This is a genomic window from Serinibacter salmoneus (assembly GCF_002563925.1).
GTDB lineage: Bacteria > Actinomycetota > Actinomycetes > Actinomycetales > Beutenbergiaceae > Serinibacter > Serinibacter salmoneus.
On record NZ_PDJD01000001.1, the window covers coordinates 3,154,105 to 3,178,799 of the forward strand.

The following is a 24,695-nucleotide window of genomic DNA, read 5'->3' on the forward strand; positions in this document are numbered from 1 at the left end:
ACCCGCACTCTCTCCCGGCCCGGGCGTGCGCACGCTCGCTCGGCGCGCGTGGAAGCGCTACCACCGCGCAGGGTGAAGGGGACGACGGCGTCCGACGCGATCGGGCTCACCGCCGGATCCGCCGGGGCTCGCCGTCGCCGCCGCGACACCGTCCCACGGCCGCCGCGCCACCATCCACGACAGGGAGCAGTGATGTACCGCAGCAACGGCAACTTCGAAGCCTTCGCGCGCCCGCGCAGGCCCGCCGCCACCGAGGGCAAGTCCGCCTACATCGTCGGGTCCGGGCTGGCGGGCCTGGCGGCTGCCGCGTTCATGGTGCGCGACGCCCAGGTGCCGGGTGAGCGCATCACCGTCTTCGAGGAACTCGACATCGCGGGCGGTTCGATGGACGGCATCCTCGATGAGCACAAGGGCTTCGTGATCCGCGGTGGCCGCGAGATGGAGGCCCACTTCGAGGTGCTCTGGGACCTCTTCCGCTCGATCCCCTCCCTCGACACCCCGGGCGCCTCGGTGCTGGACGAGATGTACTGGCTGCACAAGGACGACCCGAGTTCGGTCCCCACTCGTGCGATCCACAACCGCGGCGAGGCGATCGCGGACATGAAGGACCTCACCCTCACCCCGAAGGCCGTCGAGGAGCTCCTGAGCCTCGCCCTCACCCGCGAGGAGGACCTGCAGGACAAGCGCATCGACGAGGTCTTCACCGAGGAGTTCTTCGAGTCCCACTTCTGGCTCTACTGGGCCACCATGTTCGCCTTCGAGCCGTGGGCATCCGCCCTGGAGATGCGCCGCTACATCCTGCGCTTCATCCACCACATCGCCTCGCTCGCGGACCTCACCTCGCTGCGCTTCACCCGCTACAACCAGTACGAGTCGCTGATCACACCGCTGGTGGCCTACCTCACCGATCACGGCGTGCGGTTCCAGTACGCCACCCGGGTGCATGGCATCGACGTGGAGCGCGCCGGTGGCGCCCTCCATGCTCGCCGTCTCCACCTGACGGTCGGGGACCAGGAGAGCACGATCGACCTGTCGCCGAGCGACCTGGTGTTCGTCACCAACGGTTCCATCACCGAGAGCTCCACCTTCGGCGACAACGACTCCCCCGCCCCGATCGAGATGCGCGACGGCGGAGCCTGGGGGCTGTGGAAGAACCTCGCCGCCCAGGACCCCGCCCTGGGGCACCCGGAGAAGTTCTGCGAGAACATCCCGGAGGCGAACTGGACGATCTCCGCCACCGTCACGCTCACTGATGACCGGATCGCGCCCTACATCGAGCGACTGACCGGCCGTGATCCGCGCTCGGGGCACATCATCACCGGCGGGCCGTGCAACATCGCCGACTCCAGCTGGCTCTACGGCTTCACGATGAGCCGTCAGCCGCACTTCCACGCCCAGGACCCGAGCAAGGAGCTGGTGGTCTGGTTGTACGGCATGTTCTCCGACCGGCCGGGCGACTACGTGAAGAAGACGATCCGGGAGTGCACGGGCGCCGAGCTGTGCGCCGAGTGGCTCTACCACCTGGGGGTGCCGGTGGAGGAGATCGAGGACCTTGCGCACAACTCCGCCCGCACCATCCCGTGCAACATGCCCTACATCACCTCCTACTTCATGCCGCGGGCCCTGGGTGACCGCCCCCAGGTGGTGCCGGAGGGCTCGGTGAACCTCGCCTTCCTTGGGAACTTCGCCGAGACCGAGCGGGACACGGTGTTCACCACCGAGTACTCCACCCGCACCGCGATGGAAGCCGTCTACACCCTGTTCGAGGTCGAGCGCGGCGTGCCGGAGGTGTTCGCCTCCTCCTTCGACGTCCGGATGCTGCTCAACGCCGTCTACTACCTCAACGACCGCAAGCCGCTGCACGAGATCAAGTTGCCCTTCATGGCGCGGATGATCGAGAAGGTCGCGCTGAAGAAGGTCGAGGGCACCTACGTGGAGGAACTGCTGCAGGACGCCAAGTTGCTCTGACAGGGTTTCCTCCACGGTCGCGTCGGCGGTGGCCCGTCGAGTCTCGACGGCGGACCGCCGGCGCGACCCTCGGGCCTAGGGCCGCGACACCCCGGTGGTGGCCTGCCGGTGAACCGGTGACCCGCTCGCTGCGGCGGTCAGATCTCGCACGGACCCGATCGTGCCGATCCGCTGCCGCGCACCGGGGTCCCGCGCGTAGGACATCAGCGCGGCACCCAGGGCGTCCGGGTCGATCGGCAGGCCCACCAGCGGCACGGTCACGCTTGCCAGTGGGGGGCGGATGCCCACGGAGCGGAAGGTATTGCGGAAGAACCGCTTGCGTGGGCGGCGGTGGAGGCCGGCGGGAATGCACCCGAGGTAGAGGACCCGGCCGTTGACGTCGTGTGCACGACGGACCTCCACGAGTCCCTGCCAGGCGACTTCGACGTCCTCGTTCGGCAGGGTGGCACGCACGCCGTCGGGGGTCAGTTCGATCACCGCCGGCACCAGGGCCCGGCGCACCTGGTCGGTCAGAGCGAGGGCGAGGGCCACGCTCCCCGTCCCCAGCAGCACACCCACGGCCACGCCGGAACCGGTGCTCTCGGAGCGGCCCAGCGCGACGCCGACGGCGATCGGGATGCCCACGAGCATCGGCAGCCACATCGCGTACCCGAGGATGCGCAGCACGATGAGGTCGCGCCGGTAGGTGATGCGGGTGGATCCCGCGCCGGTGGTGACCAGTGCCGCGTCCCGGCGCGGCGGCCGCAGGTGATCGAGGTAGAACACGATCGGCGTCGCGAGCAGCGTCAGCGAGATCGTGTACAGCACCGGCATGTCCTCGATCCAGCCGCCGGCGACGAAGATCGCCGCATTCCCGGCGCTGATGAGGGTGACCGTCGTGATGAGCGCGCGTCGTCCCCAGGCTCGTGCCATGGTCGTCCTCCCGTTCGTGACGTTCTCGTCTGACCGCGGTGGTCAGTCGAACAGCGCGTCCCAGCAGTCCAGTACGGTGTCCGCCGTGGCCTGCAGGGCCTCTCCGAGCGCTTCTCCCACGACCTGAGGGGGCGAGGCAGTGAGCATGCCTAGGTCGTAGCCGAGGCGAGCGAGATCCTCCCAGCCCGTGCGGATCGCGCCACCGAGGCTGCGCTCCTCCCACAAGCCGTCGACGAAGCCGTTGGCGAAGGTCCCCGCGGCTGTGCCCAGGGTTGTGCCGATGGCCGCCCCGGCAACGGCCCCGCCGACTCCGCCGATCGCGGTGCCTGCAGCGCTTCCGACGAGCCCCGAGCCGACGCCGGCCGCGAACGCGGCGCCCTGAGAGGTGACGGCCTGAGGGAACGGCTCGCCGGCGTCCATGTCGGCCTTGGTGCTCCACGCCGCCAGGAGGACGTCCAGTACGGGGACGCGGATGCCGCTCGGGGGGTCCGGGAGTGAGGAGAGGTCCACATCCGGTAGGTGCCGGGGACCGAGGGGATCGACCAACGGGTACGGGTGGACGTCGTCGAGGAGGCCCGCGTCTCCCAGGGTGTCGGCCACGGCCTCGATGAGGCCGGCGAGGGCGCCCAGGAGTACCTCCCGCGCCGAGGTGGTCCGGTCGCAGAACTCCTCGACGGCGTCCTGCCACCGCCGCAGGGCCTCGCGCGTCGACTCCTGCGCCTCCTGCCAGGCAGCCTGGAGTGCGCGGTGCGCGGCGCGCAACGCCTCGAGTTGCTCCTCGCTCAGGCCGCCGGGCATCCCGATCAACGGGGACGGCGCGTGGATCACCGTGCCACTGACCGACAGCCCGGCGGCGCGCGCCCGGGTGCGCGTGCCCTCCAGGGCCCGCAGGCACCCGGCGAGCGTCTCCGCGAGCGTGCTCACCCGGAACTGGAGTCCCTGTGCGGTGTCGGCGATCCTGCCCGCACCGTCGGTGACCGTCAGCGACCAGCTGCCGAATGCCGTGGCCGCGTTCCCGGTCCAGGACTCCATCGCCGCCGACCGTGCCCGCGCCACGGCGTCGGCATGATCCTCGGTCCGCAGGCCCGCGGTGCGCAGCCAGGAGGCGATGGCGTGGATCGCGTCCGGGGAGCCGGTGAGGTGGGTGTCCAGCGTGGCGCTCATGACACGACCGACCCGAGCGCGGAGGCGCTGGCGCGGTCCGCGGCGAGGTAGGCCGCCGCGTTCGCGAGCAAGGCATCGGAGCCGGATCGCGTGGCCTGGTCCAGGCGGCTGAGTGCCCCGGCGACCGCGTCGGTGAGTTCGGTGAGCGCCGCGGCTGCCGCGCCCAGGCTGTCGGTGCCCGGCGGCAGCACCGCGAGCGAGTCGGCGGCGGCGGTGAGCTCCCCAGCGCACGCGGTCAGGACGCCCGGGCTCACAGAGACGCTCATGACGGCGCCCCGATGCGCTCGCGCTCCGGCACCACCAGATCGAGGTAGGCGACGTCGTACGGGTGCTGCTGGCGCAGGTCATTGAGCCAGGGGACGGGTGCCACGACCCACGGGGCATCCGGCCCGTTGCAGCGGCGGAACCGCTCAAGGGTGGTGTACAGCAGCAGGGCGGTGCGCCCATCGCTGGTGCGCCGCATGAGGACCTCGAGGTCGTCGGGGTCCCGGAGGTCCGACGGCGGTCGGGCGCACGGGAGATAGAACGCGGCGGGGAGGTCGGCTAGTTCGGGCATGCCCCAAGTCTGGGACACATGCGAGGTGGTTTGAAGCGATTAGGGCGTACTTGTGGATATCCGGCGCCGGAGGCGGGCCAGGGCCGTGTACATCTCGCAGCCGAGGCACAGGCCGAACACCGCGTTGAGGAATGCCGCCACGAACGCCAGCGCGCTGCTGATCAGCACCGCGTACGGGATCCCGATCGCCGCAAGCGCCAACCCGGCCCCGGTGATCACCAGACCCACGGTCTGGGCGAACCGGGGCGGGCGCGGATCCTCCAGCTCGGCGGGCGGCCCGAGGCGCGGAGCGATCACGGCCCGGTAGAGCGCCCCCTGCCAGGTGCGCCCCACGCCGCCGAGCGACCCGAGCATGAACGAGGCCACGATGACGGCGAGCACGACGACGGCGGCCGGCCGCGCCTCGGGCGCCGTCCCCTGCAGGGCGATCACCACGAGCAGGAGCACCGCGGTGATCCCGGCGCCCACCCGCGGCCCACGGGGGTCGATGCCGTGCGGGGCGTGGCCCGGCGTGGCTGCGCTGCTCATCGTGCACCCGCCGGGGCGTCGATCGCCTGCAGTGCCTCGGCCGCCGCGGCCCGGGTGGGGGCACCGTCGATGCGCGAGATGAGCGCGCCGTCGGCGTCGAAGAGGAAGGAGGTGGGTGTGTGCCACACCCCGAGGGCCTCGGCGACCTCCGGCCGCTCCTCCACCAGCACCTCGCGGTGGGCCACGCCCAGGGAGCCCCACGTGCGCGCCGTCGCCCGGCACGGCGAGCAGGTGGCGCTGGAGACCTGCAGCACGAGCGGGCCACGAACACCGGGGGCATCGCCGGCCGTGAGGCCGGGGACGTCGGCGAGGGTGAGCGGGCGGTCGACGGCGCGGGTGCGGCCCTGGCGGGATCGCCACCACAGGCCGAGGGCCGTGGATATCGCCACCAGCGCGAGGATGATCAGTGCGGTCACGCGGCGAGGTTATGTCCGGCCGGGACGGACCCCGCCGGATCCCCGCCACATCTCACTCGGTGAGACGCGCTAGGGTGCCCGCATGGTGACGCTGACGTTCCACGGCCACTCCTGTGTCTCCCTCGAGCGGGAGGGCGCCCGGGTGGTCATCGACCCGGGGGTCTTCAGTGACGACGCCCTGCGCGAGGGCGGGGCGCTGGAGGGCGCCGACGCCGTGCTGGTCACCCACCTGCACCCCGATCACGTGGCGCCCGCGGCGCTCGTGGACCGCGACGTGCCGATCTGGGGGCCGGCCGACGCCGTCGCCCACCTCGCGGACGCCGGCGTCGCCCCGGACCGGCTGCACACCCTCGCACCCGGCGACCACACCACCGTGGCCGGCCTGGGGCTCATGGTCCTGGGCGGGGTCCATGCCGAGATCGCCGATGCCCAGCCCGGGATCGCGAACAACGGCTACCTCCTGGAGGGGGTCTTCCACCCGGGCGATGCCGTCGATCACGCCGACCTGGACGCCGTGGCCGGGGAGGTCCGCGTGCTCTTGCTGCCCGTCACCGCGCCCTGGCTGCGCCTCGGCGAGGCCATCGCGCTCGCGCGCCGCACGCCCGGGGCCGCGGTGCACCCCATCCACGACGGGATCCTCAACCAGCGCGGCACCGCCCTGCTGGACGGCGTGGCCTCCCGTTTCCTCGGCGAGCGCTACCGCCGGGTCGGGGTGGGGGAGAGCGTCACCCACGCCGGGGTGGCACCGGTCGGTCCGGCCTAGGCCGTGGAGCGCTGATCGAAGCCGTTCTCGCGCACCAACTCCCGCTCGCGCACGACGACGTCGCTCACCCGGGCGGTCGAGGGTCCCTCACGCAGCCACGTGAGCATGCGCTCCACCGCCCCGGGCGGCCCCTGGATCTCCGCCTCGACGCTGCCGTCGCGCCGGTTGCGCACCCAGCCCGTGAGCCCCAGGGCCTCGGCCTGGGACTGAGCGGACCAGCGGAAACCGACGCCCTGCACCACACCGGTGATGCGTGCGTTGACTCGACGCATACCTTCAGGGTGGCACAATGGCGCGGGGTTCATGCGATGTGATCGCACTACGGGGGGGAAACCATGAACATGACCATGTCCGAACACGGCCCGAGCCGCAGAGGCGTCCTGAGCGCTGCCGCCTGGTCGGCACCCGTTGTCGCCGTCACGGCCCTCACCCCGGCGGCGGTCGCCGGGAGCACGCCCACGGGCGAGTTCACATTGGTGAGCTACGCCGGCGGTGTTGAGCACTGGGTCGATGCCGAGCGCACCATCGCCTGCACTGCCTCGGTCGGGACGAACTGGCAGCTCGTGAACGAGGGGACTGACGAGGTGCCCGCCGGTGCCCTCATCACGGTGTCCTACGACGGCCGCATCTTCGACATGGAACCGCTCACGAATCTCTCGCTGGTGTCGCAGGACACCGACGGCGACAAGGTGACGATGACCCTCGCCACCCAGGCGCCGGTACCGGCGGGAGAGTTCATCTACGCATCGATTGGGGCCGGTTCGCGGATCGTCGACGGTATCGGGCCCGCAGGCCCGTCGTTCGAACCCGTCGTGGTGACCGTCGGCGGTCAGGCCCCCGTGCTCGGAAGCCCGGTGACTGTCGTTCCTACGGCGCCGTACACGCCGACGGTCTCGGCGGAGTGGGGCACCGCGGTGGTGGACGGCTGGAACGTGAGCTTCCCCGTCCGCGTGAGCGTCACAACAGACCCGGCCGGTGGCCCCCTGCCCGCCGGTGTTCGACTCTCACCCTTCTCGGGTGTGGTCGAGGAGTTCACCCTGCAGCAGGTGCTCGTCGACGGCGCCGACCGACCCGAGGCCATCGTGCCCCCGACGTGGAGTTCATACACCACCGCCATCGACATCCCCGCTGGCAGCACGCTCACGCTCGTCCTCGACAGGGCCCTGGATGACGAGGTGACCAGCCCGTGGGCCCAGCCCTACGTGCGACTGCACGACGACTGGTACCGACGCGTAGAGGGCGGGACAACCGAGGTGCAGGGTCCTGCCGCCACTCCAGCGGGTTGACGCATAGGCGGGGCGGGGCGGGGCTCAGGCCAGCAGGTCCCGGATGTCCTCGGCGGTGAGCCGGCCTGGTGCCGCGCCCTTCCCGCTCACCGCGCCCGTGCCGCTCACATCGCCGCCGCCGTTCGCACCGGCTGAGCCGCTCTCGCCGCCAGCGCCCAGTACCCCGGCCACCAGGGCCCGCTTGGACTCCTGCAGGGCCATCACCTTCTCCTCGATGGTGTCCTTGGCGACCATCCGGTAGACCATGACCGGCCGGGTCTGACCGATGCGGTGCGCGCGGTCCACCGCCTGCGCCTCCGCCGCCGGGTTCCACCACGGGTCCGCCAGGATGCAGTAGTCCGCCATGGCGAGGTTCAGGCCCACACCGCCGGCCTTGAGGCTGATGAGGAACGCCGGTTGCGTGCCCTGCGCGAAGCCCTCGATCACCCGCGCCCGCCGCGTGGTGGACCCATCCAGGTAGGCGTAGTCCATCCCGGCGGCGTCCAGGCGCGCGGCGATCATCGCGAGGTACCGCGTGAACTGGGAGAACACCAGCACCCGGTGGCCCTCCTCGGCCGCCTCGGTGAGGATCTCCAGCAGCGCCTCGAGCTTGGAGGAGGGGATGTCGGCATACTCCTCGTCCACCAGGGACGCGTCGATCGCGAGCTGACGCAGTCGGGTCAGGGCGCTGAGCACCTCCACCCGGTTGCGCTCCATGTCCTTGACCAGCCCGAGCACCCGCTGGCGCTCACGGCCGAGGTGGCGCTGGTAGACGCGCCGGTGCGCCGGTTCGAGCTCGACCGAGAGCACCTGCTCCTGCTTCGGCGGCAGGTCCGGGGTGACCTGCTCCTTGGTGCGCCGCAGCAGGAACGGGGCAATGCGTCGTCGAAGCCGCGGCAGCAGCTCCAGTTCCTCCCCGTGGCCGCGTTCGATGGGCGCGGCATACAACTCATGGAACTGCTGCGGGGTGCCCAGCAACCCCGGCGCGGCGATCGCGAACATCGCCCACAGCTCGGTGAGGTTGTTCTCGATCGGGGTGCCGGTGATGGCGAACTTCACGCCCGCGTCGATGGTCTTGGCCAGCGCGAACGCCCGCGAGGTGCGGTTCTTGACGTTCTGCGCCTCGTCCAGGATCAGCCCCGCGGGCTCCAGGGCCGCGTACTCCTCGTGCTCCAGACGGAACAGGGTGTAGCTCGTCACCACGATGTCCGCGCCCGCGGCGAGCTCGGCGATGGGGCGGTTGCGTTTCTTCGCCGTCGCGCTGATGACCGCCACCGTCAGGTCGGGGGTGAACCGGGCCGCCTCCGCCGCCCAGTTGGAGACCACCGAGGTGGGGGCGACGACCAGGTAGGGGGCGCCGTCGGGCTCGGAGGTCTTGTGCTCCAGGATCATCGCGAGGGTCTGCAGGGTCTTGCCCAGGCCCATGTCGTCGGCCAGCACCCCACCCAGGCCGGCGTGACGCAGCCGGGTGAGCCACTCATACCCCTCCCGCTGGTAGGGGCGCATCGTGGCCTGCAGGCCGGTGGGCAGCGGCGGCGGGTCGCCGTCGGTGGTGGCCGCCTTGACCCGCGCGAGCCACTCCTGCGCCTGGTGGTCGATCACCCCGAGCGCCTGCAGCTCCTCCCACCAGGAGAGGTTGAGCCGGGAGACCCGCAGGCCCGCACGGCGCTGGTCCTGCAGGGCCCGGCCCTCCTCCAGGAGCTGGCGCAGGTGGTCCAGCTCCGGGCGGTCGAGCTTGACGTACCCGCCGTCCTCCATGAACAGGGTGCGCTCGTTGCGCGCCAGCGCGGTGATCACCTGCCCGATCGGCACGTCCCGGTCAGCCAGCTTCAGCCGGACCTCCAGGTCGAACCAGTCGCGCGTGGTCTCCACCACGTCCACCGCGATCTCCGCCTCGCCGAGGTCACGGAAGGTCGGCACGTCTTGCGGGAGGTCGAGGCGCACGTGCTCCAGCACCTCCAGGCGCGGCACGACCTCCTCCATCAGGGCGATGAAGGCGTGCCCCGCCACCACGGCCTCCTCCAGCGGGCCACCGGCGGAGTTCAGGATCGTGGGCAGCGGCGCCATCGCCTCGCTCACCCGCGCGAGGATCGCGCGCTCGGCCGCGGCGTCCCGTCCCATCCCGCGCGGATCCGGCGGCAGGGTGTGCACCACCGCGTGCGGGCCCTCGCCGTAGGACCAGCGGCACTCGACCGAGGCCCGTGGCGTGGCGCCGATCTCCGTGTAGAGCAGCCGCACCGTCATGACGAACGTGGGGGTCGGCGGCGGTGCGGGCTCGTAGGAACCCTCCGGCCGCCAGGACTGGCTCGCGATCCGCGGCAGGATCGTGCGCTCGAACACCTCCCGCTCCCCGCCGGGCACCACCACGGTGCCGGCGCGGCGCAGGTCCATCCAGGCCCGGGTCGCGGGGGTGGCCAGCGGCACCAGGGTGAGGGTGCCCGCCTCGTCGCGCCCGGCGTACCCGTGCGCGGGGCGACCGATCAGCAGCGGCTCCGCGATCGCCGTCGGATGCTCGAGCGCGGCGGTGACGGTCAGGTCGGGGTGACCCGCCGCCTCCGGCGCGCCCACCGCCACCGTGGCCCGGGCAGGTTCGGTGGCCAGGGCGACCTCACCGCCGTCCTGCTCCATGAGGTTCACCCCGGAGGCGACCACGTCCGCGAGCGCGCTCCACAGTTCCCGGCTGTTCACTCCCGCCAGCGACAGCCAGGCGGGGATCCCGTAGGAGTACGGGTCGGCGACCTGGTGCAGCCGCACGAGGGCAGCGAGGGCGTCCAACTGGGCCGGGTCGGCGTCGGCGATCGCATTGCGCTGGATCTCCGACCAGGAGGCACCCGTGGCGATCCACTTCCCCTTCTTCCCCCGGCGCATCGCGCGCGCCTCCAGCCCGCCGGCGGCGGCGCGCCATCCGGCGGCCCCGGGCAGCTCGGCGGGAGCCGCGAACTGCAGGGTCAGGGCCAGCGGCGAGTACGGCGTGGCCGCGGGATCGGGGAAGATGCCCTCGAGTTGGGAGCGCCACCGGCCCAGGGACGGCGTGGTCTTGCCGTTCTGCTTCTGTGTCAGGGCGGTGACCAGCAGCGCCACGGTGTGCTTGCAGTCAACCTGCACCGGGCAGGAGCAGCGGCCGTCGAACTCGTCGATCACGCCGTTGCGGGTCAGGTCGTAGTACGTGGTGGCGGTGTAGACGTTGCGCCCCGAGCCCTCGATCGTGCCGACGACGACGTGCGCGGCCTCGTCGTGGCGGCGCACCACGGCGCGGTGCTGGCGGGCGTAGGCGGTGCCCGCGTCGAACGCGTGGCGGCCCACGAGCCCCACGAGCTCGATCGGTGCATGCATGGCAACGAGCCTAGGCCCGCGGTGTGACAATCCGTTGCGGGGGCTGTGGAAGGCGCGGCCGGAGTGGTTCACTGGGTAGCCAGGCGCGGCGAGCGGCGCCGTGCGCGGCTGGGCGAAGCGGCCCGGGGGGAGCGAATCATGAAGCGCACCGAGGCACCGGCACGGGGAGTGCCGTGCTGGATCGACATGTCATCGAACGACCTGGAGCGCACCACCGCGTTCTACACGGGCCTGTTCGGCTGGGACGCGCAGGCGCAGGGGGAGGAGTACGGCGGCTACGTGCTCTTCACCAAGGACGGCGCGCCCATCGCGGGCGCGGGCCCCGCGCAGATGCCCGGCATGCCCGACATGTGGGGCCTGTACCTGCGCAGCGAGTCGATTGCGGACGACCTCGCGGCGGCGACCGCGGCGGGGGCCACCGCGTTGATGGAGCCGATGGACATCCCGGCGATGGGCGCGATGACGGGCGTGACCGACCCCTCCGGGGCCGCGATCTTCTTCTGGGAGCCGCGCGGGCACCACGGCTTCGGCGTGGTGGACGAGGTCGGCGCCCCGACTTGGTTCGAACTGGCGGCGCGGGACTACCCGACGGCCTCGGAGTTCTACACCACCGTCTTCGGGTGGTCGTATGAGGGGACGCCGGGGGAGATGACCTACGGCATCGCGTCGCTGGAGGGCACGCGCGTGGCGGGGGTGATGGACGCCGGGGACTTCCTGCCCGAGGGGGTGCCCTCGCACTGGTCGTTCTATCTGGGGGTGGCGAACATCGACGAGGCGTGCGCGAAGGTGACGGAACTCGGTGGTGGGGTCGTGCGGCCGCCGGAGGACTCGCCGTTCGGTCGCCTCGCCTCCGTGCAGGACTCCGGCGGGGCGCAGTTCAAGTTGCACGAGCTGGCGCCGGGCTGGGATCAGTAGTCCCGAGGACTCACGGGGCGAGGTGCGCGGCGAACCACCCGAGCAGCGGCGCGTAGATGCGCCAGTCCTCCCGGACGTGATCCACGACGGCGTCGCTCGCCAGCCAGGTCGGCGTGCCGTGGTCGCGGGAGACGAGCATCGACGTGAAGCGCAGCAGATGGACCCGAGGATGGTCCTTCGGGAAGCCGCGCGGTGCGGTCTTGAGCTGGTCGCCGTCGATGCGGATCGCATCCTGCGGGAGGTCGTCGGTCTCGGGCGCGTCCGGGTCGCCCGCGAGGGCCGTGGTGAGGGCGTCGAGTTCGGCGCCCGAGCCCTCGGCGAGCACGGCGGCCCGGTAGGCCCTGAGTTGCGCGGGCGTGGGCTGGTACCAGCCGGCGCCGGTCATCAGGCCGCGCGCGCTCACCTGAACGTACAGGCCGCATCCGGCGCTGGTCCCGACGACGGCGCCCTGGTGGGTCTTGTAGGGCGACTTGTCCTTGGAGAAGCGCACGTCCCGGTTGGGGCGGAAGAGCTTGGCGGAGCCGAACTCCTCGGCGAGGGCGTCGGTGAGCGCGGTGACGGGCTGCCTGACGCTGGTCTGCCAGCGATCGCGGTTGGCCGCCCACCATTCGCGGTCGTTGTTCGCGGTCAGGTCCGCGTAGAAGCTGACCGCATCGGTGGGGATGCCTGCGTGCGCCGCCATGGCGTTGATCCTGTCACGGGCCGTACTCCCCTCCCCCGCACGAACGCGCGCGAGAGCACAGTCCGCAGTCCAATGCGGAGCCGCTTCGCGGCCGCCACATCACGGCCGCGCAAGCGCGGCGCCGCGATCCGGTCCTGAGGCATCGTCCAGGGCACTGGTGGCCCAGTGGCGTAACGACAGACGGCCAGGCGGCCGCCTTGCGAGCCAGCCACGAGCTAGGCGTGCGGCTACCGGTCCTGCGATCCATCAGTTCCAAGCACGTTTGCAGCATCTTGCGACCCTTCGTCGAGGCAGGTTGGACAGTCGGTGACGTGCTCATCGCCATCGACGTCAAACCAGGGGACGCCAGGTGGCACCACGACGGCGCCACCGGAGTTGGCAACGTCGGCGCGTGGCTGGCCTACCGACTCCGCCACTGGACCAGCAACGGCACCCCACGTCGCTCCCCCAGCCAACGCATCGCCCAAGAGCGCTCCCAACGCGCCGCAGAACACCGCGCCCAGCGCGAGCGCGAGGCCCAAGTGAAACCAGCCAGTTCCGCCTTCGTTGCTGACATCATCGCCCGCATCAAACGCGCCGTGGCCGGCGGGGAACCCATACCCGCACCAACGCCGCGGTGAACACCGCGCACCGGTTGCACACCCCCTAAATTAGGTGGGAGCATGGTGTTCCTGAGGTCAGGGGATGAGCCCAGACCATAGAGTCCAGGAGGGCACCATGAGCGCCAACTACGCCACCCGCAAGGAGGCCATCGAGCGCGAGATCATCGCCGCGATCGAGGGGACAGGTGAGGTCGCCGACGCCCGCGTTGAGTTCGACATTGATGCGATCGCCGACGAGGTGCTCTCCGACTACCTCCCGGGATACGAGGTCATGGCGAACACCGAGGGGTTCTGGGCCGCTGTCGAGCGCCACGCTCGTTGAACACACTGAGGCGGGGAAGGATGCGCACTGCGCACTGCTACCAGGAGGCCGCATGGACAGGATGGATGGCGGGGAGTTGCAGATGGTCCGGGAGTTCCTGGGCCTGACCGGGGATGGGCTGGCGGGGATGCTGCGCAATCGGCTCGGGGAACCGGTGAAGCCGCGCACACTGCGGGCGTGGGAGGCGGGGCGCGATTCAGTCCCCGACGCGATCCGCGAGCAGGTTGAGCAAATTGAGGTCATGACGGGCGCGGCGGTCGGTGAGGTCGTGGCGGCCCTCTCCGACGCCCGTGACCCCGCCGTGGTGGTCTACCGCACCGATGACGACATGCACGCTGCCCGCCCGGACCTGGCGCACCTACCTGCGAGGTGGTGGCGGCATGTCGTGGCGCGCGCCTGCCAGGAGGTGCCGGGGGTGGAGGTCGTCAGCGGCGATGCCTTAGCGCGGTGACCGTACTGGTGCCACGCGTGGCCGTGTGCCGTGTTGTGAGCCCCGCCAGCCGCCCCATGAGGGAGTGCCGCACCATGTCAGTGCCCGGTGTTAAGGAGGAAGCATGAGCAACGTAGAGGCTGCCCGTGAGTGGGCCAAGGGCAATCACCCTCGAGAGGCAGGCGTCGAGCTCCTCGCACGCAGTGGTCTGCTGTACGACGGCGCGCCCTGGGTAACGGGCGGGAGGGTCGTCGGTGCGGTGCTTATCGAGGAGACTCAGGGGCAGCCTGGTGGCGTGAGGAGGCTAGTCACGATCGCGGCCTCGCTCCTCTTTGGGGACTCAGTGGACCTCAGCGACGAAGTGCCCCGGCTTGATCGCCATCAACTTGAGCTCGTGCTCGCGGCGATCGCTCATGCTGGAGGTTCGCACGAACACAGCACCGTGATTGTTGACGATGACGGCTACCCGGCTGGGTTTCCCGCCCTCCCGAGCCTCTACGACTGGCCACAAACGAAATCGGGCGAGTAAGGCCGCCGCGGATGGCGCCCATTGAGAAATACTCCTGCGCGACTAGGAAACTGGCCAAGGGCGGAACCTGCGCCGCCTTACCCCTCCGCGACCTTGTAGTTGCGGCAGGTGAGGGCTAAGTGCCGATCTTCGCGACCACCGCCGCCAGGGACCGCGCGGAGGTGTGTACCCCGGAGTTGCCTAGGATCGTTGATGTCGGGGCTGGGTGCCCACGAGGTCGAAGGTTGTGGCGAAGCGCTGGCGCTACACCGGATGCGCTCCGCTGACGTGGCTGGTGCACGGGCCCTCGCGCGGCGCGCGAGGGCCCGTGGTCCTACTTCAGGCGCAAGATGGCCAGAATCAGAACGAGAATCAGGACCGTCTCCATGTCAGCTCCTTCCTCACTGTGTGTGAGAGAAGGGGTTGGGTGTGGACAAAGCCGCCGGCCCTGTATAGGCTGGTGCTGCCAGTAGTACCCGCCCCTTCTCTCTGGGGCTAAGTGCGTCACGGTTGCCGCCGTGGCGCACTTTTTCAGTATAGCCCTCGTGGGGGCGTCTCGTGGGGCATAGCTGTAGTCCACAGGAGGATTTTCCACAGGTTGTTGGGATGGTGTTGTTCCTGGTAGCGGGCGCTACCCCAATGATCCCAATGAGAATCAGCAAGCCGAGGGCGACCTGTGCATAGAGGGGAAGGCCTCGGCGTGTTGCTTGTGAGCTTTCTACCCGTGTGCCTTGTTCTTTGCGTGGGACGTTCTCCGTGGTGCTCCTTCGGTCCTGCGCCTGAAGGTTGCTGTAAGGGGCACCCTCTCTCGTGTGGATAACTACCCCGTGGGCCGGGTGTTGGTCGTGTGGACAACTGGCCTGCGCCTGCCTGCGACCGGTAGCAGCCACGGTACGCACGGACGTCAACTCTCGGGCCCGCTGGCGGTGACCAAGTTCAACCGGTCCGGCGCGTTTCGCTGTCTGAACCCGCGACGCTCTTGCCGAGCTCACCGAGCACGGTGGCCAAGGCGGGGCGGTCCGCCGAGAGCTCCGCGGACTGCCCCGCCTTGGTGTCGCCGCTACCCAATGAGGATGAGGCTCCACAGGACCGTCAGGGCGATTCTCACGTAGTGGGCAACCACCTCGGCTTGTAGTTTGCGCACGCGCCACTCGTGCTTGCGCCGTTTCGTCTCGGACGACACCATGTCGCCTCCTTTTCTCCTGCCTGATGCCGCTAGCACGGCCAGTCCTCCTCTAGGTGTGCGGGAGGCGCCGGCCGTGCACGGGAGGGCCCTGGTGGGCCGTCAGCACAACTACCCCGGAGCTCGGAGGTTGGGTGGCGGGGTCGTTAACGGTCGTTTCTGGGCAGGTGGCGACGTCGGTGCCGGGTGGGTGCGACACGCCGCGTGCGGACTGCCCGAAACTAGGGACCGAAACGTTGGCTGCCCGGAAGGTGCTTCGAGCCGTTTGCGGGCAGGTGGGGCGTAGCCTCGCAGCGTGGGTGAGGAGAGGGAGAGTGAGAAGTGGTCGGCAGCGTCGTCGGGTACGCGCGTGTGAGCACCCGCGAGCAGAATCCCGAGGCGCAGGAGGCGGAGTTGCGCGCCGCGGTTGAAAGGCAGCGGAGGTGGAGGCGCGAGCGCGTGCTAGGGCGTGTTGCTGAACCCTGTTCGTAGCCAGTCGAGGGTGGCGGCCAGACAGATGCCGGCGTGGTAGTTGCGGGCGTACTTGTCTGATCTCAGCGCGAGGCCGCGCCACTGCTTGAGCTTGTTGAAGCAGCGCTCAACGACGTTGCGGCCCTTGTAGCGTTCGCGCTGGGCATCGCCGGAGTCGATGGGTCTGCCGGGCTTCTTGCGTCGGTGCGCGATCTGGTCCTCGCGCTCGGGGATCGTGGCGGCGATTCCGTGTTGTCGCAGCCAGGCGCGGTTTGCTTTGGAGGGGTAGCCCTTGTCGGCCAGCAGTCGGTCCGGACGGGTCCGCGCACGACCACCGGTGGGCACCCGGACCTGCTCCATCGTCTGGATCAGCATGCTCGTGTCTGCACTCTGCCCGGGGGACAGGACGAATGCCAGCACCCTGCCCCTGCCGTCGCTGACCAGGTGATTCTTGGTCGTCAGACCCCCTCGGGAACGGCCGATGGCGTGATCGGACGGCTCATCGGCGAACTTCTTGTCACTCGACCCTGCCCCCTGTGTCGCGCGGGAGCGTCGCGCCGTGCTGATGCACGCGCACGATCGTGGAGTCGATCGAGGCGACCCAGTCCAGCGTCCCGGCACGCTGTGCCATGGCCTGGACCGGCTCCAGCAGACGAGCCCACACGCCCTGCTCGGCCCAGCGGCTAAAGTTCTTGTAGATCGTGTTCCAGTTCCCGAAGCGCTCGGGCAGATCACGCCACGGCGATCCCGTGCGGAACCGCCACGCCATGGCCTCGACCACCAGCCTGCGGTCAACCGGCGGCCGTCCCACCGCCCGCGCCGCCGGGAACGTCGGCTCGATCACCGTCCAGAGCTCATCAGAGATCACATCGCGCGTCACGCGTCTCATGCTCGCCGATCCCGACCTCGAAGAGGTTCAGCAACACGCCCTAGGCAGCGCAGCGAACTGTCCCGCTAGTTGGTCCGACGAGGAACTGACAAGACCAGTCCCAGAGCCGCGGCGAGTCAGGTGTCTAAAACCTGGTTGTGGGCGTGACTATGACTCCGATTCTGCTGCCTCGCGGATCGCCATCCGATGGCGCCGAATCGTGCGCGCGAGAATCAGCACCGCAACCAGCGTCACGGTCTGCGTGGCCGCAGACTCTGCGCCAAACTCAAACCACTCTTGTAGTGGGGCTCGGTCGTTCGTAACCATCGAACTATTAGCATCAAGGTCGCTCGCCAATGCCACGCCAACAATTACTGATAGCACCAGCGCCAAGCAGGCGCCGATCATCATGAAAAAGGAGGATCTGCGATTCGCCGCAGTTTCCTGCCAGCGTACTAGGAAAAACAGGACCAAGGTGCCGGCGCAGGCAATCGACAGGCTCGGCAAGAATGGGTATGTTCTTCCCGTTATGGCAACCACTGAGTTGCTCGCGTCGATTAAAACCCCCGACCTCTGAGCGACGGCTTGCGCTGAGTTAAATCCAACGATCAGAACATAAGCCGCTCCTGCGACGGTCCCAATCGCTGTCCACATCAAAGGGCGCCATAGTTCTCGTGAAGGCGCAACATCACCCTGCATTCTTCTCCCTAAGTGCGCTTTTCGCAGCGGAGAATCTCTCCGCCGCCTCCGTATCCAGTAACAGACCAGTAGCACTTGCTATATGCGTTGGTGGCTGGATGAGTGACAGTTGCACTAATGTGGTTGGGGCTCGTAGCTCCCGAGAGTACTGTGTAGCCAGGGTAGGATAGATAGTTTACTACGGTATTGGTTCCCACGCCGATCCACACTGAACTGCTTCCCCCTCTCAGGCCAGGCGTATACCCTGAGTATCTATTCACTCCTTGCTCGGTGGCTCCATTCCAGTACACGGTCGTTGCAGCCGTGGCGGCGGGGGCGAGAGAGGCCACTCCCATTAGGCCGATAGCGACTGCCGCGAGGGTCTTTCCGATAGCGCGGCGTTTTCTAGGCATCGGGAACCTCCACCGGTGTCAACTCAAACGTGCCGCCATTGGTCCGGTAAAGATGTGTGGTCTCCAAGGTTTCTAGACGGGGGTCGAAAGTGATGAGACCCGGCTGTAGGCCACGGCTAGCATGCAAGTCGCTCAAGTCGGGCGATATTTCAACGTCGCCCGGGACTAGGTGCGCCTCTACCTCGATCGTATCTCCGTCGACGTGAGAGTAGGCGTTTAAAGAAAGGCCCTCTCTTTTGAATGCAGGCAGGGGTGAGCAGCCGGAAGCGGCCGACTCGGCGTGAGTGTTGATGTCAGCGATAAGGCAGACTTCGTCGTCTGCAACGGTAACCCAATACTCGGCGAGGCTGTCGCTCCCAAGATTTCGAATCACGGCATCATCTGGCACGTTCAAGGACCGCAACCCCAGGGTCGCCGGGGGGATGTCTGTCTTGGAGGTTGGGCTGCTTAGTGCAGGGATTAGTTCTTCAATCGGGGTGGCGTCTTGGCCGCTGCCTGATGCGCCCACGAGTCCACCAGTTACTCCGACGCCAAGAACAACTACTGCTAGTTTGATCGACCTCACGGCTGTTTCCTTTCTCTCGATCTATTTCCTTGCGTAGCAGGTTAGTTCTAGTTCTCCGATGCTTCCAGGATGATATGGCCAGTACCAGTGGCACTTCTGGCTTACGTCACTGTAGTGGCGGTGTGACATGGTTGTGGTCGTTCCGCCGGTGGCCCTAGACAATAAAATGTACCCGGGAGCTGGCCGATAGGTTGAGATTGATGTGTGTACGTCTGCACCGTCGGCTGAAATTGGATCGGGTCTGACAACGCCCCCGAATATACTTCCGGGGATCGACCCGGAGTAGCGAGTGACATTTTCATCGGTTAGCAGATTGTACGCGTAGTAGTGGTTCAACGCCTGGGCTGTCGGAGTGAGAGCGAGCGTGGCAAGAGCAAGCAGGAAAATCGCTAGTCCGTACTTGCGCTTGGTTTTGCAGTTTTGCGCTTCGGCGGGGCGGATCGTCATCGGTCCTCCACTGTATCGGTCTGAAGACCGTACACGAGCGTCATCGTTGGGTCAAGGGTGCGGAAAGTGCGCGGATTGGGTGGTGCGATAGCGCTCAAGTTTGCGCGAGGAGGGACAGGGGCCTCGGGCATTTCGCTCATGGGCAAGCCTCCGCACACCACGAAGCCCGAACGCTCGATGAAGCCCATGGCCTTTTGCCGGTCCTCCTCTACCGGGAGGGAGCGCAGGTCCTTCATCGTGTGGGTGATCATCGCCATGCCCACGCCGACTGAGCGGTTCAGGCGCGTGAGGTAGTCGACACGATCGACCAGACCGGGGCCGGCCTTGAGGGCCTGGTGTAGTTCGTCCAGGATCACGAAGTAGTGTCGGCGCGGTTCCAGGTTGTGATCGGCGAGAGTCTGGGCAATGTTCACCGTGGCGAACCCGCTGGTCCAGGAGGCCAGCAGTGCCACGGCACGCAGGTCACCATCTGACTGGGGAATGGCCGAGACGTCGTACCCCACGGCGCGATCGCGCCGCATCGGGTTGGTGGTCTGTCGAGCAAACACGTCCCCGAACCGGCCGCCCGGGCACAGGGCCACCAGTGATGCTTCCAGCTCTTCGGTCACCTGGCGGTACTTCTCGTCGCGGCCGCGGTCCAGCGCTGCCTCACGCAGTTCCGGTGGTGCCTGGCGCACCACGGCGAGCAGGTCTGGAATGGTCGGGATGCCCTCGTGGTGCTCATCCAGCCAGGAGATAGCGCGCGAGAGAATGCGTTGGCTGTCCGGAAGGTGCCTTGCGCCGTTTGCGGGCAGGTGGGGCGTGGCCTCGCAGCGTCGGTGAGGCGAGGGAGAGTGAGAAGTGGTGGGCGGTGTCGTTGGGTACGCGCGTGTGAGTACCCGCGAGCAGAATCCCGAGGCGCAGGAGGCGGAGTTGCGGGCCGCGGGCGCTGTGCGGGTGTTCGTGGATCACGGGGAGTCGAGTCGGATCGCTGATCGCGCGCAGTGGCGCGCGTGCCTGGACTACGTGCGCGAGGGGGACACGTTGGTGGTCCGGGCCCTGGATCGGATCGCTGGAACCGAGCAGATGGCTATCGAGCTGATCCGAGACCTTGGCCGGCGTGGGGTGCGGCTACGTAGCCTGACGGAGCCGTTCTTGGACGTGGACACGTCCACGCCGATGGGGGAGGCCATCGTGGGGATCATGGCCGTCCTGGCGCAGTTGCGCGTGGCCACGATCCGCGAGAACACGATGCGCGGCCTGGCTCACGCTCGCGCTCAGGGGCGCGTGGGCGGGCGCCCCACGGTGATGACGCCCGAGAAGGTCGCCCAGGCCCGCGCTATGCGCGAGGCCGGGGCGAGCCTGGCGAGCATCGCGCGAGTGTTGAGCGTGGGTCGCTCCTCGGTGACCCGAGCGCTGGAACGGGCCGCGTCCACGGATGGGGGTCTGGCGGCTGGCGCCGCAACAGAGTAGGATTTCCCGTAGGAATAGGTAAGGGGATGGTGGCTATGGCCACGGAAATGGAATCAGCGGTTGCTCAGCCGGGTGCGCTGCGCATCGTGCGCGAGGCGCGCGCTCGGTATGTGCGGCGAGCGTTGGATGACTTGGACTTCTACCGGTTCGTGCAGAGCTCCACGCGTAGTGGGCAGATCACCCAGGCCGAGGTGGCTCGGGAGTTGCGCATCACGCAGGGTGGCTTGTCCAAGGGTGTGAACAAGACCCCGGCGGTGGTGGAGGGGTTCAGCGGGGCGAGCCCGTACGAGATTGCTCAGCGCTACGCGGCCGGAGACATTGACCGGACGCAGCTGGTGGAGGAACTGACCCGATGGAAGTACCCGCCCCGGCCTCTCACCGACGGTCCGTATGACGATCTGCTGTTCCTGCCTGAGGGGTCCTTCGAGGACGTCGGGCAAGCCTTCGATGAAGGTCTGATCGACATGGAGACCTACGACGAGATCGCGGAGAAGCACGTGGTCGTCACCCTTGGTGAGGACACCGCCTCACTGTCCCGCAACGCGCGTAGCGCGTGAGCGGGGAGTCCTTCGAGGTCGCGGCCAGGCACAGGGAGCGCATCCGGGAGTTTTCACGCCCGGGTGCGCCTCTTGACGCCAAGGGGCCGAACGCCTCGGTCAACCAGCCTGAGTGGTTCGATCCTGGGCCCGAGCCTCGCGGTGCCCGCCGTCAGCTCCATCGGCGCCTGAGCCGCGAAGCTATCCGCGACGTGCCGCGGGAGTACCGGGCGCTGGTGCTTGCTGGCCCTCCTGGTGCGGGGAAGTCGCGGGTGATGGGCAACGATCCTTCGCATGATCCCTCGCGCTGGCAGCGGATCGACGCGGATGAGTTCAAGGCCGCCCTGCTGCACGAGGCGCTGCGGGATGGTTCCTATGCGCGTGTGCTGGTGCCGCCGGAGGTCCGTGCGGCAGGAGAGGCGGGTGAGCCGTTCTACCCGATGGAACTTGCTTCCCTGGTGCATGAAGAGTCCTCGATGTTGGCGGCCTCGGCCCGGCGTGAGGCCCTGGCGGCTGGTCGCAATGTGGTGCTGGATACGGTGCTGTCGAAACCGGAGGCGGCGCAGGTCTTGGGCCGGCAGTTGCACGCGGCGGGGTACACCGTTGAGGTGGTGGACGTCGAGGTGCCTCAGGCGGTCTCGGAAGCTTCGATCGAGCGCCGATGGCGTGAGCAGTACCTCGAGGCGCAGGAGGCCAGCCCTGTCAGTGAGCAGCACTTGGGTGGGCGGTGGGTGCCGAGTGAGTACCGGCGCAGCGTGTTCGCCGCGCCGGAGGATCCCGATCAGCGGTCTCTGTCTCAGCGCTCTACTGAGTTGCTGGCTGAGACCTGTCCTGCGGTGGTGCGTTACCGCCGGTTCGAGGCCACCGCTGCGCACGTTCCACGGGAGTTGGTGGAGGAGAAGCGCCGGGCGGAGGTTGGGGGAGAGTTGCGCAGCGTGCCGGTGGCCGGGCAGTTCCGCTCAGCCAGTTTTCCAGGCCGAGCACGTGGCACCTCCAGCCGTGGTGAGCAGCCTCGACGGGCGCCGGGGCCTGCGTCCGATCCTGGCCGCGAGCTCTAGATGAGTTTCATGCGGGCGCGAGGTGGCCGTCTGCGAGGTGCAGGTGGTGTGTGGCTTGGTCAGCGATGGCGGGGTCATGAGTAACGATCAAGAGGGCTGCCCTGTGTTGGTGGGCCTGTTCGAGCAGGAGCCGTACGGCGCGGTCCTCTGCTGTTCGCCGTCGGAGAGGTCACGGGTGAGGGTTCGCGCCGCCCGTGGGGCACACCCCACGGGGCGGTGTAGATCGGCTTCAGCTCTGCGGCGATGGCTTTACCCGTCGCCGTCGGACACGAACCGCATCGCCGTGCGGATCAGGCACCGTTAGTCTTTCTAGATGAACACTCGTTGTGCGGCCCTCGCGAGCGCTTCGGTTGCGGTTGGGCTTCTTGCTGGATGCGGGGACGGATCGGATGCTTCGTTGATCGCCACGCCGCCGGAGGGGGCAGCTCCCGCTGTGGTTGCTCAGGCCCTTGTCGATGCAGTGAATGTGGGGGATTCAGACTTAGTTGCGGAACTCAGCACGAGCAATTCACCATTTTCGTCGTGGCTGGATTCTGGCGCGTCAATGCGTGATGCACAACTGTATCCACCCCGGGAACGGGCTGACGGCACCGCAATCGTTGACGTCTCATTTACTGCGCACGGTACAGACCTGTCACTGCCCGAAGGTACACAGGTAACGTGGTCCATCGAGTTCGTCATCGTTGACGGTGAATGGCGAGCAAATTTGCTTGGCGCTGGGTGATTCTTGCCGGGGCGCGCAGGGTGCCTTCGCCCGCGGGTCGGGTAAGGCCGGACTCTCGCGATACAACTGTTCGGTGAGTACCGACCCCATTGCCGAGAAGAGGGTCGGTACTCACCTTCCGCAGGTGGTGAGGCCTTGCGAGATGGTTGTTACGATCTTCCAACTAGCACCAGTCCGGAGTGTCGCCTGCGCTCAAGGACGAGCCTGCCGGGCACATCGGGAGGCCATTGTCTCGCGCTAGCGGGTACCACTGCACTGCTTTCCCTTGCTCGCGGATCGCAGCCATTGTATGGGAGAGTGGTTGATAACGACTAGGTGACTTCTGGGCAAGGGCACTCGCTCGGAGCCCAGGTGGCCGTGGAGGGACCTGGCCTCTAGGGCACCCATGAAGATTGATCGCGACACGCCCACCTCAAATCCGCGCGGAGCCCACCTCGAGGCTGCATTATGCATAAATGCCTCGGAAGCGTACGGCCCTGAGAACGAACCGTGAGCGGAACGCGCCCAGCGTTCTGCTACAAGGACGCGTCAGCCCGGAAGCCCGGGATGCCGCAAGGGAAAGCTGCTGCCGCCCTCGGCATCAGCATCTCCATGTACCTGGAACAACTCACGCTGGCGGACGCCGAGGCATGCCTCGTGCGGCCCGCAGGCCCTTACATCCAGGAGCCCCTCGAGACTGCCCCGGAGGTCAGAGCTAGCGCCTAACCCGTAGGAAACCGAAAAGGGCCGGCCCCCGTAGGAGCCGGCCCCAAGTCCGAAGCGTAGGACCCCTCTGCTTGGCCGCTGGTGGGTCCAACGCTCAACCTCATGCACCCTCGTGCATCCTGAGATTGGACCCCACGATACTGCCAACATCGACGTCTGGCGACCCCTTCGGCGTGGACACGCCGAAAGAGACTTGCGTCGTACCTCCGAAGCGACTGCGGCGTGTGCGGCGTGAAGCGGAGAAGAGCCCCCTCGCAATCGCCATGGCCATCCCCCAAGGCTCCCAGCGCGTACAACGCGCCAGCACCTGGCTGACCCTAGTCAACGACCGCGCCACTCGCGAGAACCTACGGGGCGACCGACTCGCCACCATCGCAGCCGTGGCTCGCTGCCTCCTGGCTCACACCGACGCGAGCTACACCACCAGGCCGGGCTGGCAGGCACTCATGGGCGCCTCTGGGCGGTCCCGGCGCACTGTCGCACGTGCGCTAGCCACCCTGCGCGCCTGGGGTCTCCTCGGGATCGTGGCCACAGGACGCCGCGGCTGCTTCGCCCCCGGTGGCCATCTCGCACGTAGCCGCAGCCTGCGCACGCCGGTGGTCAACAGCGCCACTGACCCCATCAACGAGGCCGCTGTGTACGTACTCGCGGAGCCCGCTCGTGCTCGCAGCATGATGCGCGCCCCCGAGTCTGTGGATGCAAATGGCACCCCTCCCCGTAAGGGCTTGGTACTCCCCCCCCCCGCACGCGCGCGAGAGCACAGTCCGCAGTCCAATGCGGAGCCGCTTCGCGGCCACCACATCACGGCCGCGCAAGCGCGGCGCCGCGATCCGGTCCTCAGGCATCGTCCAGGGCACTGGTGGCCCAGTGGCGTAACGACAGACGGCCAGGCGGCCGCCTTGCGAGCCAGCCACGAGCTAGGCGTGCGGCTACCGGTCCTGCGATCCATCAGTTCCAAGCACGTTCGCAGCATCTTGCGCCCCTTCGTCGAGGCAGGTTGGACAGTCGGTGACATCCTCATCGCCATCGACGTCCGCCCAGGGGACGCGCGGTGGCACCACGACGGTGCCACCGGAGTTGGCAACGTCGGCACGTGGCTGGCCTACCGACTCCGCCACTGGACCAGCAACGGCACCCCACGTCGCTCCCCCAGCCAACGCATCACCCAAGAACGCGCCCAGCGAACCGCCGAGCACCGCGCCCAGCGAACCGCCGAGCACCGCGCCCAGCGTGAGCGCGAGGCCCAAGTCAA

The 24,695-nt window shown here is 68.4% G+C and carries 24 protein-coding genes and 1 pseudogene; 12 read left to right on the top strand and 13 right to left on the bottom strand.

The features are described from left to right. Positions 1-192 precede the first annotated feature (192 nt). Positions 193-1,968 (top strand): oleate hydratase, encoded by a 1,776-nt coding sequence (locus ATL40_RS14115; protein WP_098470101.1) that lies wholly within the window; start codon positions 193-195, stop codon positions 1,966-1,968. Positions 1,969-2,043: 75 nt separating this feature from the next. On the opposite strand, the gene ATL40_RS14120 is transcribed toward ATL40_RS14115, so the two are convergent. Genes ATL40_RS14120 through ATL40_RS14145 form a run of 6 tightly spaced genes read right to left on the bottom strand, consistent with a single transcriptional unit; the run spans position 2,044 to position 5,544 of the window. Continuing rightward, the gene (locus tag ATL40_RS14120; protein ID WP_098470102.1) at positions 2,044-2,880 is read right to left on the bottom strand and encodes a hypothetical protein; all 837 of its coding nucleotides are present in this window, start codon (positions 2,878-2,880) and stop codon (positions 2,044-2,046) included. A 42-nt stretch (positions 2,881-2,922) separates the two neighbouring features. Next, positions 2,923-4,044 carry a hypothetical protein gene (locus ATL40_RS14125; protein WP_098470103.1) on the bottom strand — a complete coding sequence of 374 codons (1,122 nt, stop codon included), beginning with the start codon at positions 4,042-4,044 and terminating at the stop codon, positions 2,923-2,925. Further along, the gene (locus ATL40_RS14130) at positions 4,041-4,310 is read right to left on the bottom strand and encodes a hypothetical protein (protein WP_143557002.1); all 270 of its coding nucleotides are present in this window, start codon (positions 4,308-4,310) and stop codon (positions 4,041-4,043) included. Before ATL40_RS14130 ends, ATL40_RS14125 begins: the two co-directional genes overlap by 4 nt. Beyond that, positions 4,307-4,600: an SAV_915 family protein gene (locus ATL40_RS14135; RefSeq protein ID WP_143557003.1), complete on the bottom strand. Its 294-nt coding sequence runs from the start codon at positions 4,598-4,600 to the stop codon at positions 4,307-4,309. The genes ATL40_RS14130 and ATL40_RS14135 overlap by 4 nt, the downstream gene beginning before the upstream one ends. 39 nt (positions 4,601-4,639) lie before the next feature. Next, on the bottom strand, positions 4,640-5,128 hold the full coding sequence (locus ATL40_RS14140) for a DUF4395 domain-containing protein (protein ID WP_098470105.1): 489 nt from the start codon (positions 5,126-5,128) through the stop codon (positions 4,640-4,642). Further along, complete coding sequence (locus ATL40_RS14145; RefSeq protein ID WP_098470106.1) at positions 5,125-5,544, bottom strand: TlpA family protein disulfide reductase; 420 nt, start codon at positions 5,542-5,544, stop codon at positions 5,125-5,127. The genes ATL40_RS14140 and ATL40_RS14145 overlap by 4 nt, the downstream gene beginning before the upstream one ends. An 82-nt stretch (positions 5,545-5,626) precedes the next feature. Here ATL40_RS14145 and ATL40_RS14150 point away from each other — a divergent pair, with 82 nt between their 5' ends. Then, complete coding sequence (locus tag ATL40_RS14150) at positions 5,627-6,307, top strand: MBL fold metallo-hydrolase (RefSeq protein WP_245867152.1); 681 nt, start codon at positions 5,627-5,629, stop codon at positions 6,305-6,307. Here ATL40_RS14150 and ATL40_RS14155 read toward each other — a convergent pair. Then, positions 6,304-6,579, bottom strand: coding sequence for an acylphosphatase (locus ATL40_RS14155; protein ID WP_245867154.1), 276 nt, complete (start codon positions 6,577-6,579; stop codon positions 6,304-6,306). The two genes, ATL40_RS14150 and ATL40_RS14155, sit on opposite strands and share 4 nt — an antisense overlap. A 69-nt stretch (positions 6,580-6,648) precedes the next feature. Between ATL40_RS14155 and ATL40_RS14160 the strand changes: the two genes are divergently transcribed. After that, complete coding sequence (locus tag ATL40_RS14160) at positions 6,649-7,593, top strand: hypothetical protein (protein WP_143557004.1); 945 nt, start codon at positions 6,649-6,651, stop codon at positions 7,591-7,593. A 24-nt stretch (positions 7,594-7,617) separates the two neighbouring features. Here the strand turns inward: ATL40_RS14160 and ATL40_RS14165 are convergent, their stop codons facing one another. Further along, complete coding sequence (locus ATL40_RS14165; protein ID WP_098470109.1) at positions 7,618-10,905, bottom strand: DEAD/DEAH box helicase; 3,288 nt, start codon at positions 10,903-10,905, stop codon at positions 7,618-7,620. 138 nt (positions 10,906-11,043) lie between these two features. Between ATL40_RS14165 and ATL40_RS14170 the strand changes: the two genes are divergently transcribed. Beyond that, positions 11,044-11,820: a VOC family protein gene (locus ATL40_RS14170; protein ID WP_098470110.1), complete on the top strand. Its 777-nt coding sequence runs from the start codon at positions 11,044-11,046 to the stop codon at positions 11,818-11,820. 10 nt (positions 11,821-11,830) lie between these two features. On the opposite strand, the gene ATL40_RS14175 is transcribed toward ATL40_RS14170, so the two are convergent. Beyond that, a complete protein-coding gene (locus ATL40_RS14175) occupies positions 11,831-12,502 on the bottom strand; it encodes a DUF2461 domain-containing protein (RefSeq protein WP_098470111.1) in 672 nt (223 codons plus the stop codon). A gap of 311 nt (positions 12,503-12,813) precedes the next feature. Here ATL40_RS14175 and ATL40_RS14855 point away from each other — a divergent pair, with 311 nt between their 5' ends. From ATL40_RS14855 to ATL40_RS15510, 5 genes are all read left to right on the top strand, one after another. Next, positions 12,814-13,122: a hypothetical protein gene (locus tag ATL40_RS14855; protein WP_143557005.1), complete on the top strand. Its 309-nt coding sequence runs from the start codon at positions 12,814-12,816 to the stop codon at positions 13,120-13,122. A 97-nt stretch (positions 13,123-13,219) separates the two neighbouring features. Next, the gene (locus tag ATL40_RS14180) at positions 13,220-13,426 is read left to right on the top strand and encodes a hypothetical protein (RefSeq protein ID WP_098470112.1); all 207 of its coding nucleotides are present in this window, start codon (positions 13,220-13,222) and stop codon (positions 13,424-13,426) included. A gap of 52 nt (positions 13,427-13,478) precedes the next feature. Next, positions 13,479-13,877, top strand: a complete 399-nt coding sequence (locus ATL40_RS14185; RefSeq protein WP_098470113.1) for an Aca2/YdiL-like domain-containing protein — start codon at positions 13,479-13,481, stop codon at positions 13,875-13,877. Positions 13,878-13,980: 103 nt separating this feature from the next. Next, the gene (locus tag ATL40_RS14190; RefSeq protein ID WP_098470114.1) at positions 13,981-14,385 is read left to right on the top strand and encodes a hypothetical protein; all 405 of its coding nucleotides are present in this window, start codon (positions 13,981-13,983) and stop codon (positions 14,383-14,385) included. Between the two features lie 1,483 nt (positions 14,386-15,868). After that, positions 15,869-16,018, top strand: a complete 150-nt coding sequence (locus ATL40_RS15510; RefSeq protein ID WP_098470115.1) for a recombinase family protein — start codon at positions 15,869-15,871, stop codon at positions 16,016-16,018. Here ATL40_RS15510 and ATL40_RS14200 read toward each other — a convergent pair. From ATL40_RS14200 to ATL40_RS14205, 4 genes and pseudogenes are all read right to left on the bottom strand, one after another. Next, positions 15,989-16,886, bottom strand: a pseudogene (locus ATL40_RS14200) (IS5 family transposase). The gene ATL40_RS15510 and the pseudogene ATL40_RS14200 sit on opposite strands and share 30 nt — an antisense overlap. Positions 16,887-17,033: 147 nt before the next feature. Then, positions 17,034-17,372, bottom strand: a complete 339-nt coding sequence (locus ATL40_RS14865; protein ID WP_143557006.1) for a hypothetical protein — start codon at positions 17,370-17,372, stop codon at positions 17,034-17,036. Positions 17,373-17,948: 576 nt separating this feature from the next. Beyond that, entirely contained in the window at positions 17,949-18,521 is a 573-nt protein-coding gene (locus tag ATL40_RS14870) for a hypothetical protein (protein WP_143557007.1), read from the bottom strand. A 443-nt stretch (positions 18,522-18,964) separates the two neighbouring features. Beyond that, positions 18,965-19,648, bottom strand: a complete 684-nt coding sequence (locus ATL40_RS14205) for a hypothetical protein (RefSeq protein WP_098470117.1) — start codon at positions 19,646-19,648, stop codon at positions 18,965-18,967. Between the two features lie 163 nt (positions 19,649-19,811). On the opposite strand from ATL40_RS14205, the gene ATL40_RS14210 reads away from it, so the two are divergent. From ATL40_RS14210 to ATL40_RS14220, 3 genes are all read left to right on the top strand, one after another. Beyond that, on the top strand, positions 19,812-20,420 hold the full coding sequence (locus ATL40_RS14210; protein ID WP_098470526.1) for a recombinase family protein: 609 nt from the start codon (positions 19,812-19,814) through the stop codon (positions 20,418-20,420). A 35-nt stretch (positions 20,421-20,455) separates the two neighbouring features. Then, a complete protein-coding gene (locus ATL40_RS14215; protein WP_143557008.1) occupies positions 20,456-20,977 on the top strand; it encodes a hypothetical protein in 522 nt (173 codons plus the stop codon). Positions 20,978-21,192: 215 nt separating this feature from the next. Beyond that, positions 21,193-22,014, top strand: coding sequence for a zeta toxin family protein (locus ATL40_RS14220; protein ID WP_281254920.1), 822 nt, complete (start codon positions 21,193-21,195; stop codon positions 22,012-22,014). Positions 22,015-24,695 lie beyond the last annotated feature (2,681 nt).

What these genes read in the sequence shown, in the direction of transcription:
- ATL40_RS14190 (WP_098470114.1), top strand. Translation starts at nt 13,981, where the DNA reads ATGAGCAACGTAGAGGCTGCCCGTGAGTGGGCCAAGGGCAATCACCCT.
- ATL40_RS14165 (WP_098470109.1), bottom strand. Translation starts at nt 10,905, where the DNA reads ATGCATGCACCGATCGAGCTCGTGGGGCTCGTGGGCCGCCACGCGTTC.
- ATL40_RS14215 (WP_143557008.1), top strand. Translation starts at nt 20,456, where the DNA reads ATGGCCACGGAAATGGAATCAGCGGTTGCTCAGCCGGGTGCGCTGCGC.
- ATL40_RS14160 (WP_143557004.1), top strand. Translation starts at nt 6,649, where the DNA reads ATGACCATGTCCGAACACGGCCCGAGCCGCAGAGGCGTCCTGAGCGCT.
- ATL40_RS14125 (WP_098470103.1), bottom strand. Translation starts at nt 4,044, where the DNA reads ATGAGCGCCACGCTGGACACCCACCTCACCGGCTCCCCGGACGCGATC.
- ATL40_RS14130 (WP_143557002.1), bottom strand. Translation starts at nt 4,310, where the DNA reads ATGAGCGTCTCTGTGAGCCCGGGCGTCCTGACCGCGTGCGCTGGGGAG.
- ATL40_RS14170 (WP_098470110.1), top strand. Translation starts at nt 11,044, where the DNA reads ATGAAGCGCACCGAGGCACCGGCACGGGGAGTGCCGTGCTGGATCGAC.
- ATL40_RS14150 (WP_245867152.1), top strand. Translation starts at nt 5,627, where the DNA reads ATGGTGACGCTGACGTTCCACGGCCACTCCTGTGTCTCCCTCGAGCGG.
- ATL40_RS14155 (WP_245867154.1), bottom strand. Translation starts at nt 6,579, where the DNA reads ATGCGTCGAGTCAACGCACGCATCACCGGTGTGGTGCAGGGCGTCGGT.
- ATL40_RS14185 (WP_098470113.1), top strand. Translation starts at nt 13,479, where the DNA reads ATGGACAGGATGGATGGCGGGGAGTTGCAGATGGTCCGGGAGTTCCTG.
- ATL40_RS14175 (WP_098470111.1), bottom strand. Translation starts at nt 12,502, where the DNA reads ATGGCGGCGCACGCAGGCATCCCCACCGATGCGGTCAGCTTCTACGCG.
- ATL40_RS14140 (WP_098470105.1), bottom strand. Translation starts at nt 5,128, where the DNA reads ATGAGCAGCGCAGCCACGCCGGGCCACGCCCCGCACGGCATCGACCCC.
- ATL40_RS14135 (WP_143557003.1), bottom strand. Translation starts at nt 4,600, where the DNA reads ATGCCCGAACTAGCCGACCTCCCCGCCGCGTTCTATCTCCCGTGCGCC.
- ATL40_RS14180 (WP_098470112.1), top strand. Translation starts at nt 13,220, where the DNA reads ATGAGCGCCAACTACGCCACCCGCAAGGAGGCCATCGAGCGCGAGATC.
- ATL40_RS14115 (WP_098470101.1), top strand. Translation starts at nt 193, where the DNA reads ATGTACCGCAGCAACGGCAACTTCGAAGCCTTCGCGCGCCCGCGCAGG.
- ATL40_RS14120 (WP_098470102.1), bottom strand. Translation starts at nt 2,880, where the DNA reads ATGGCACGAGCCTGGGGACGACGCGCGCTCATCACGACGGTCACCCTC.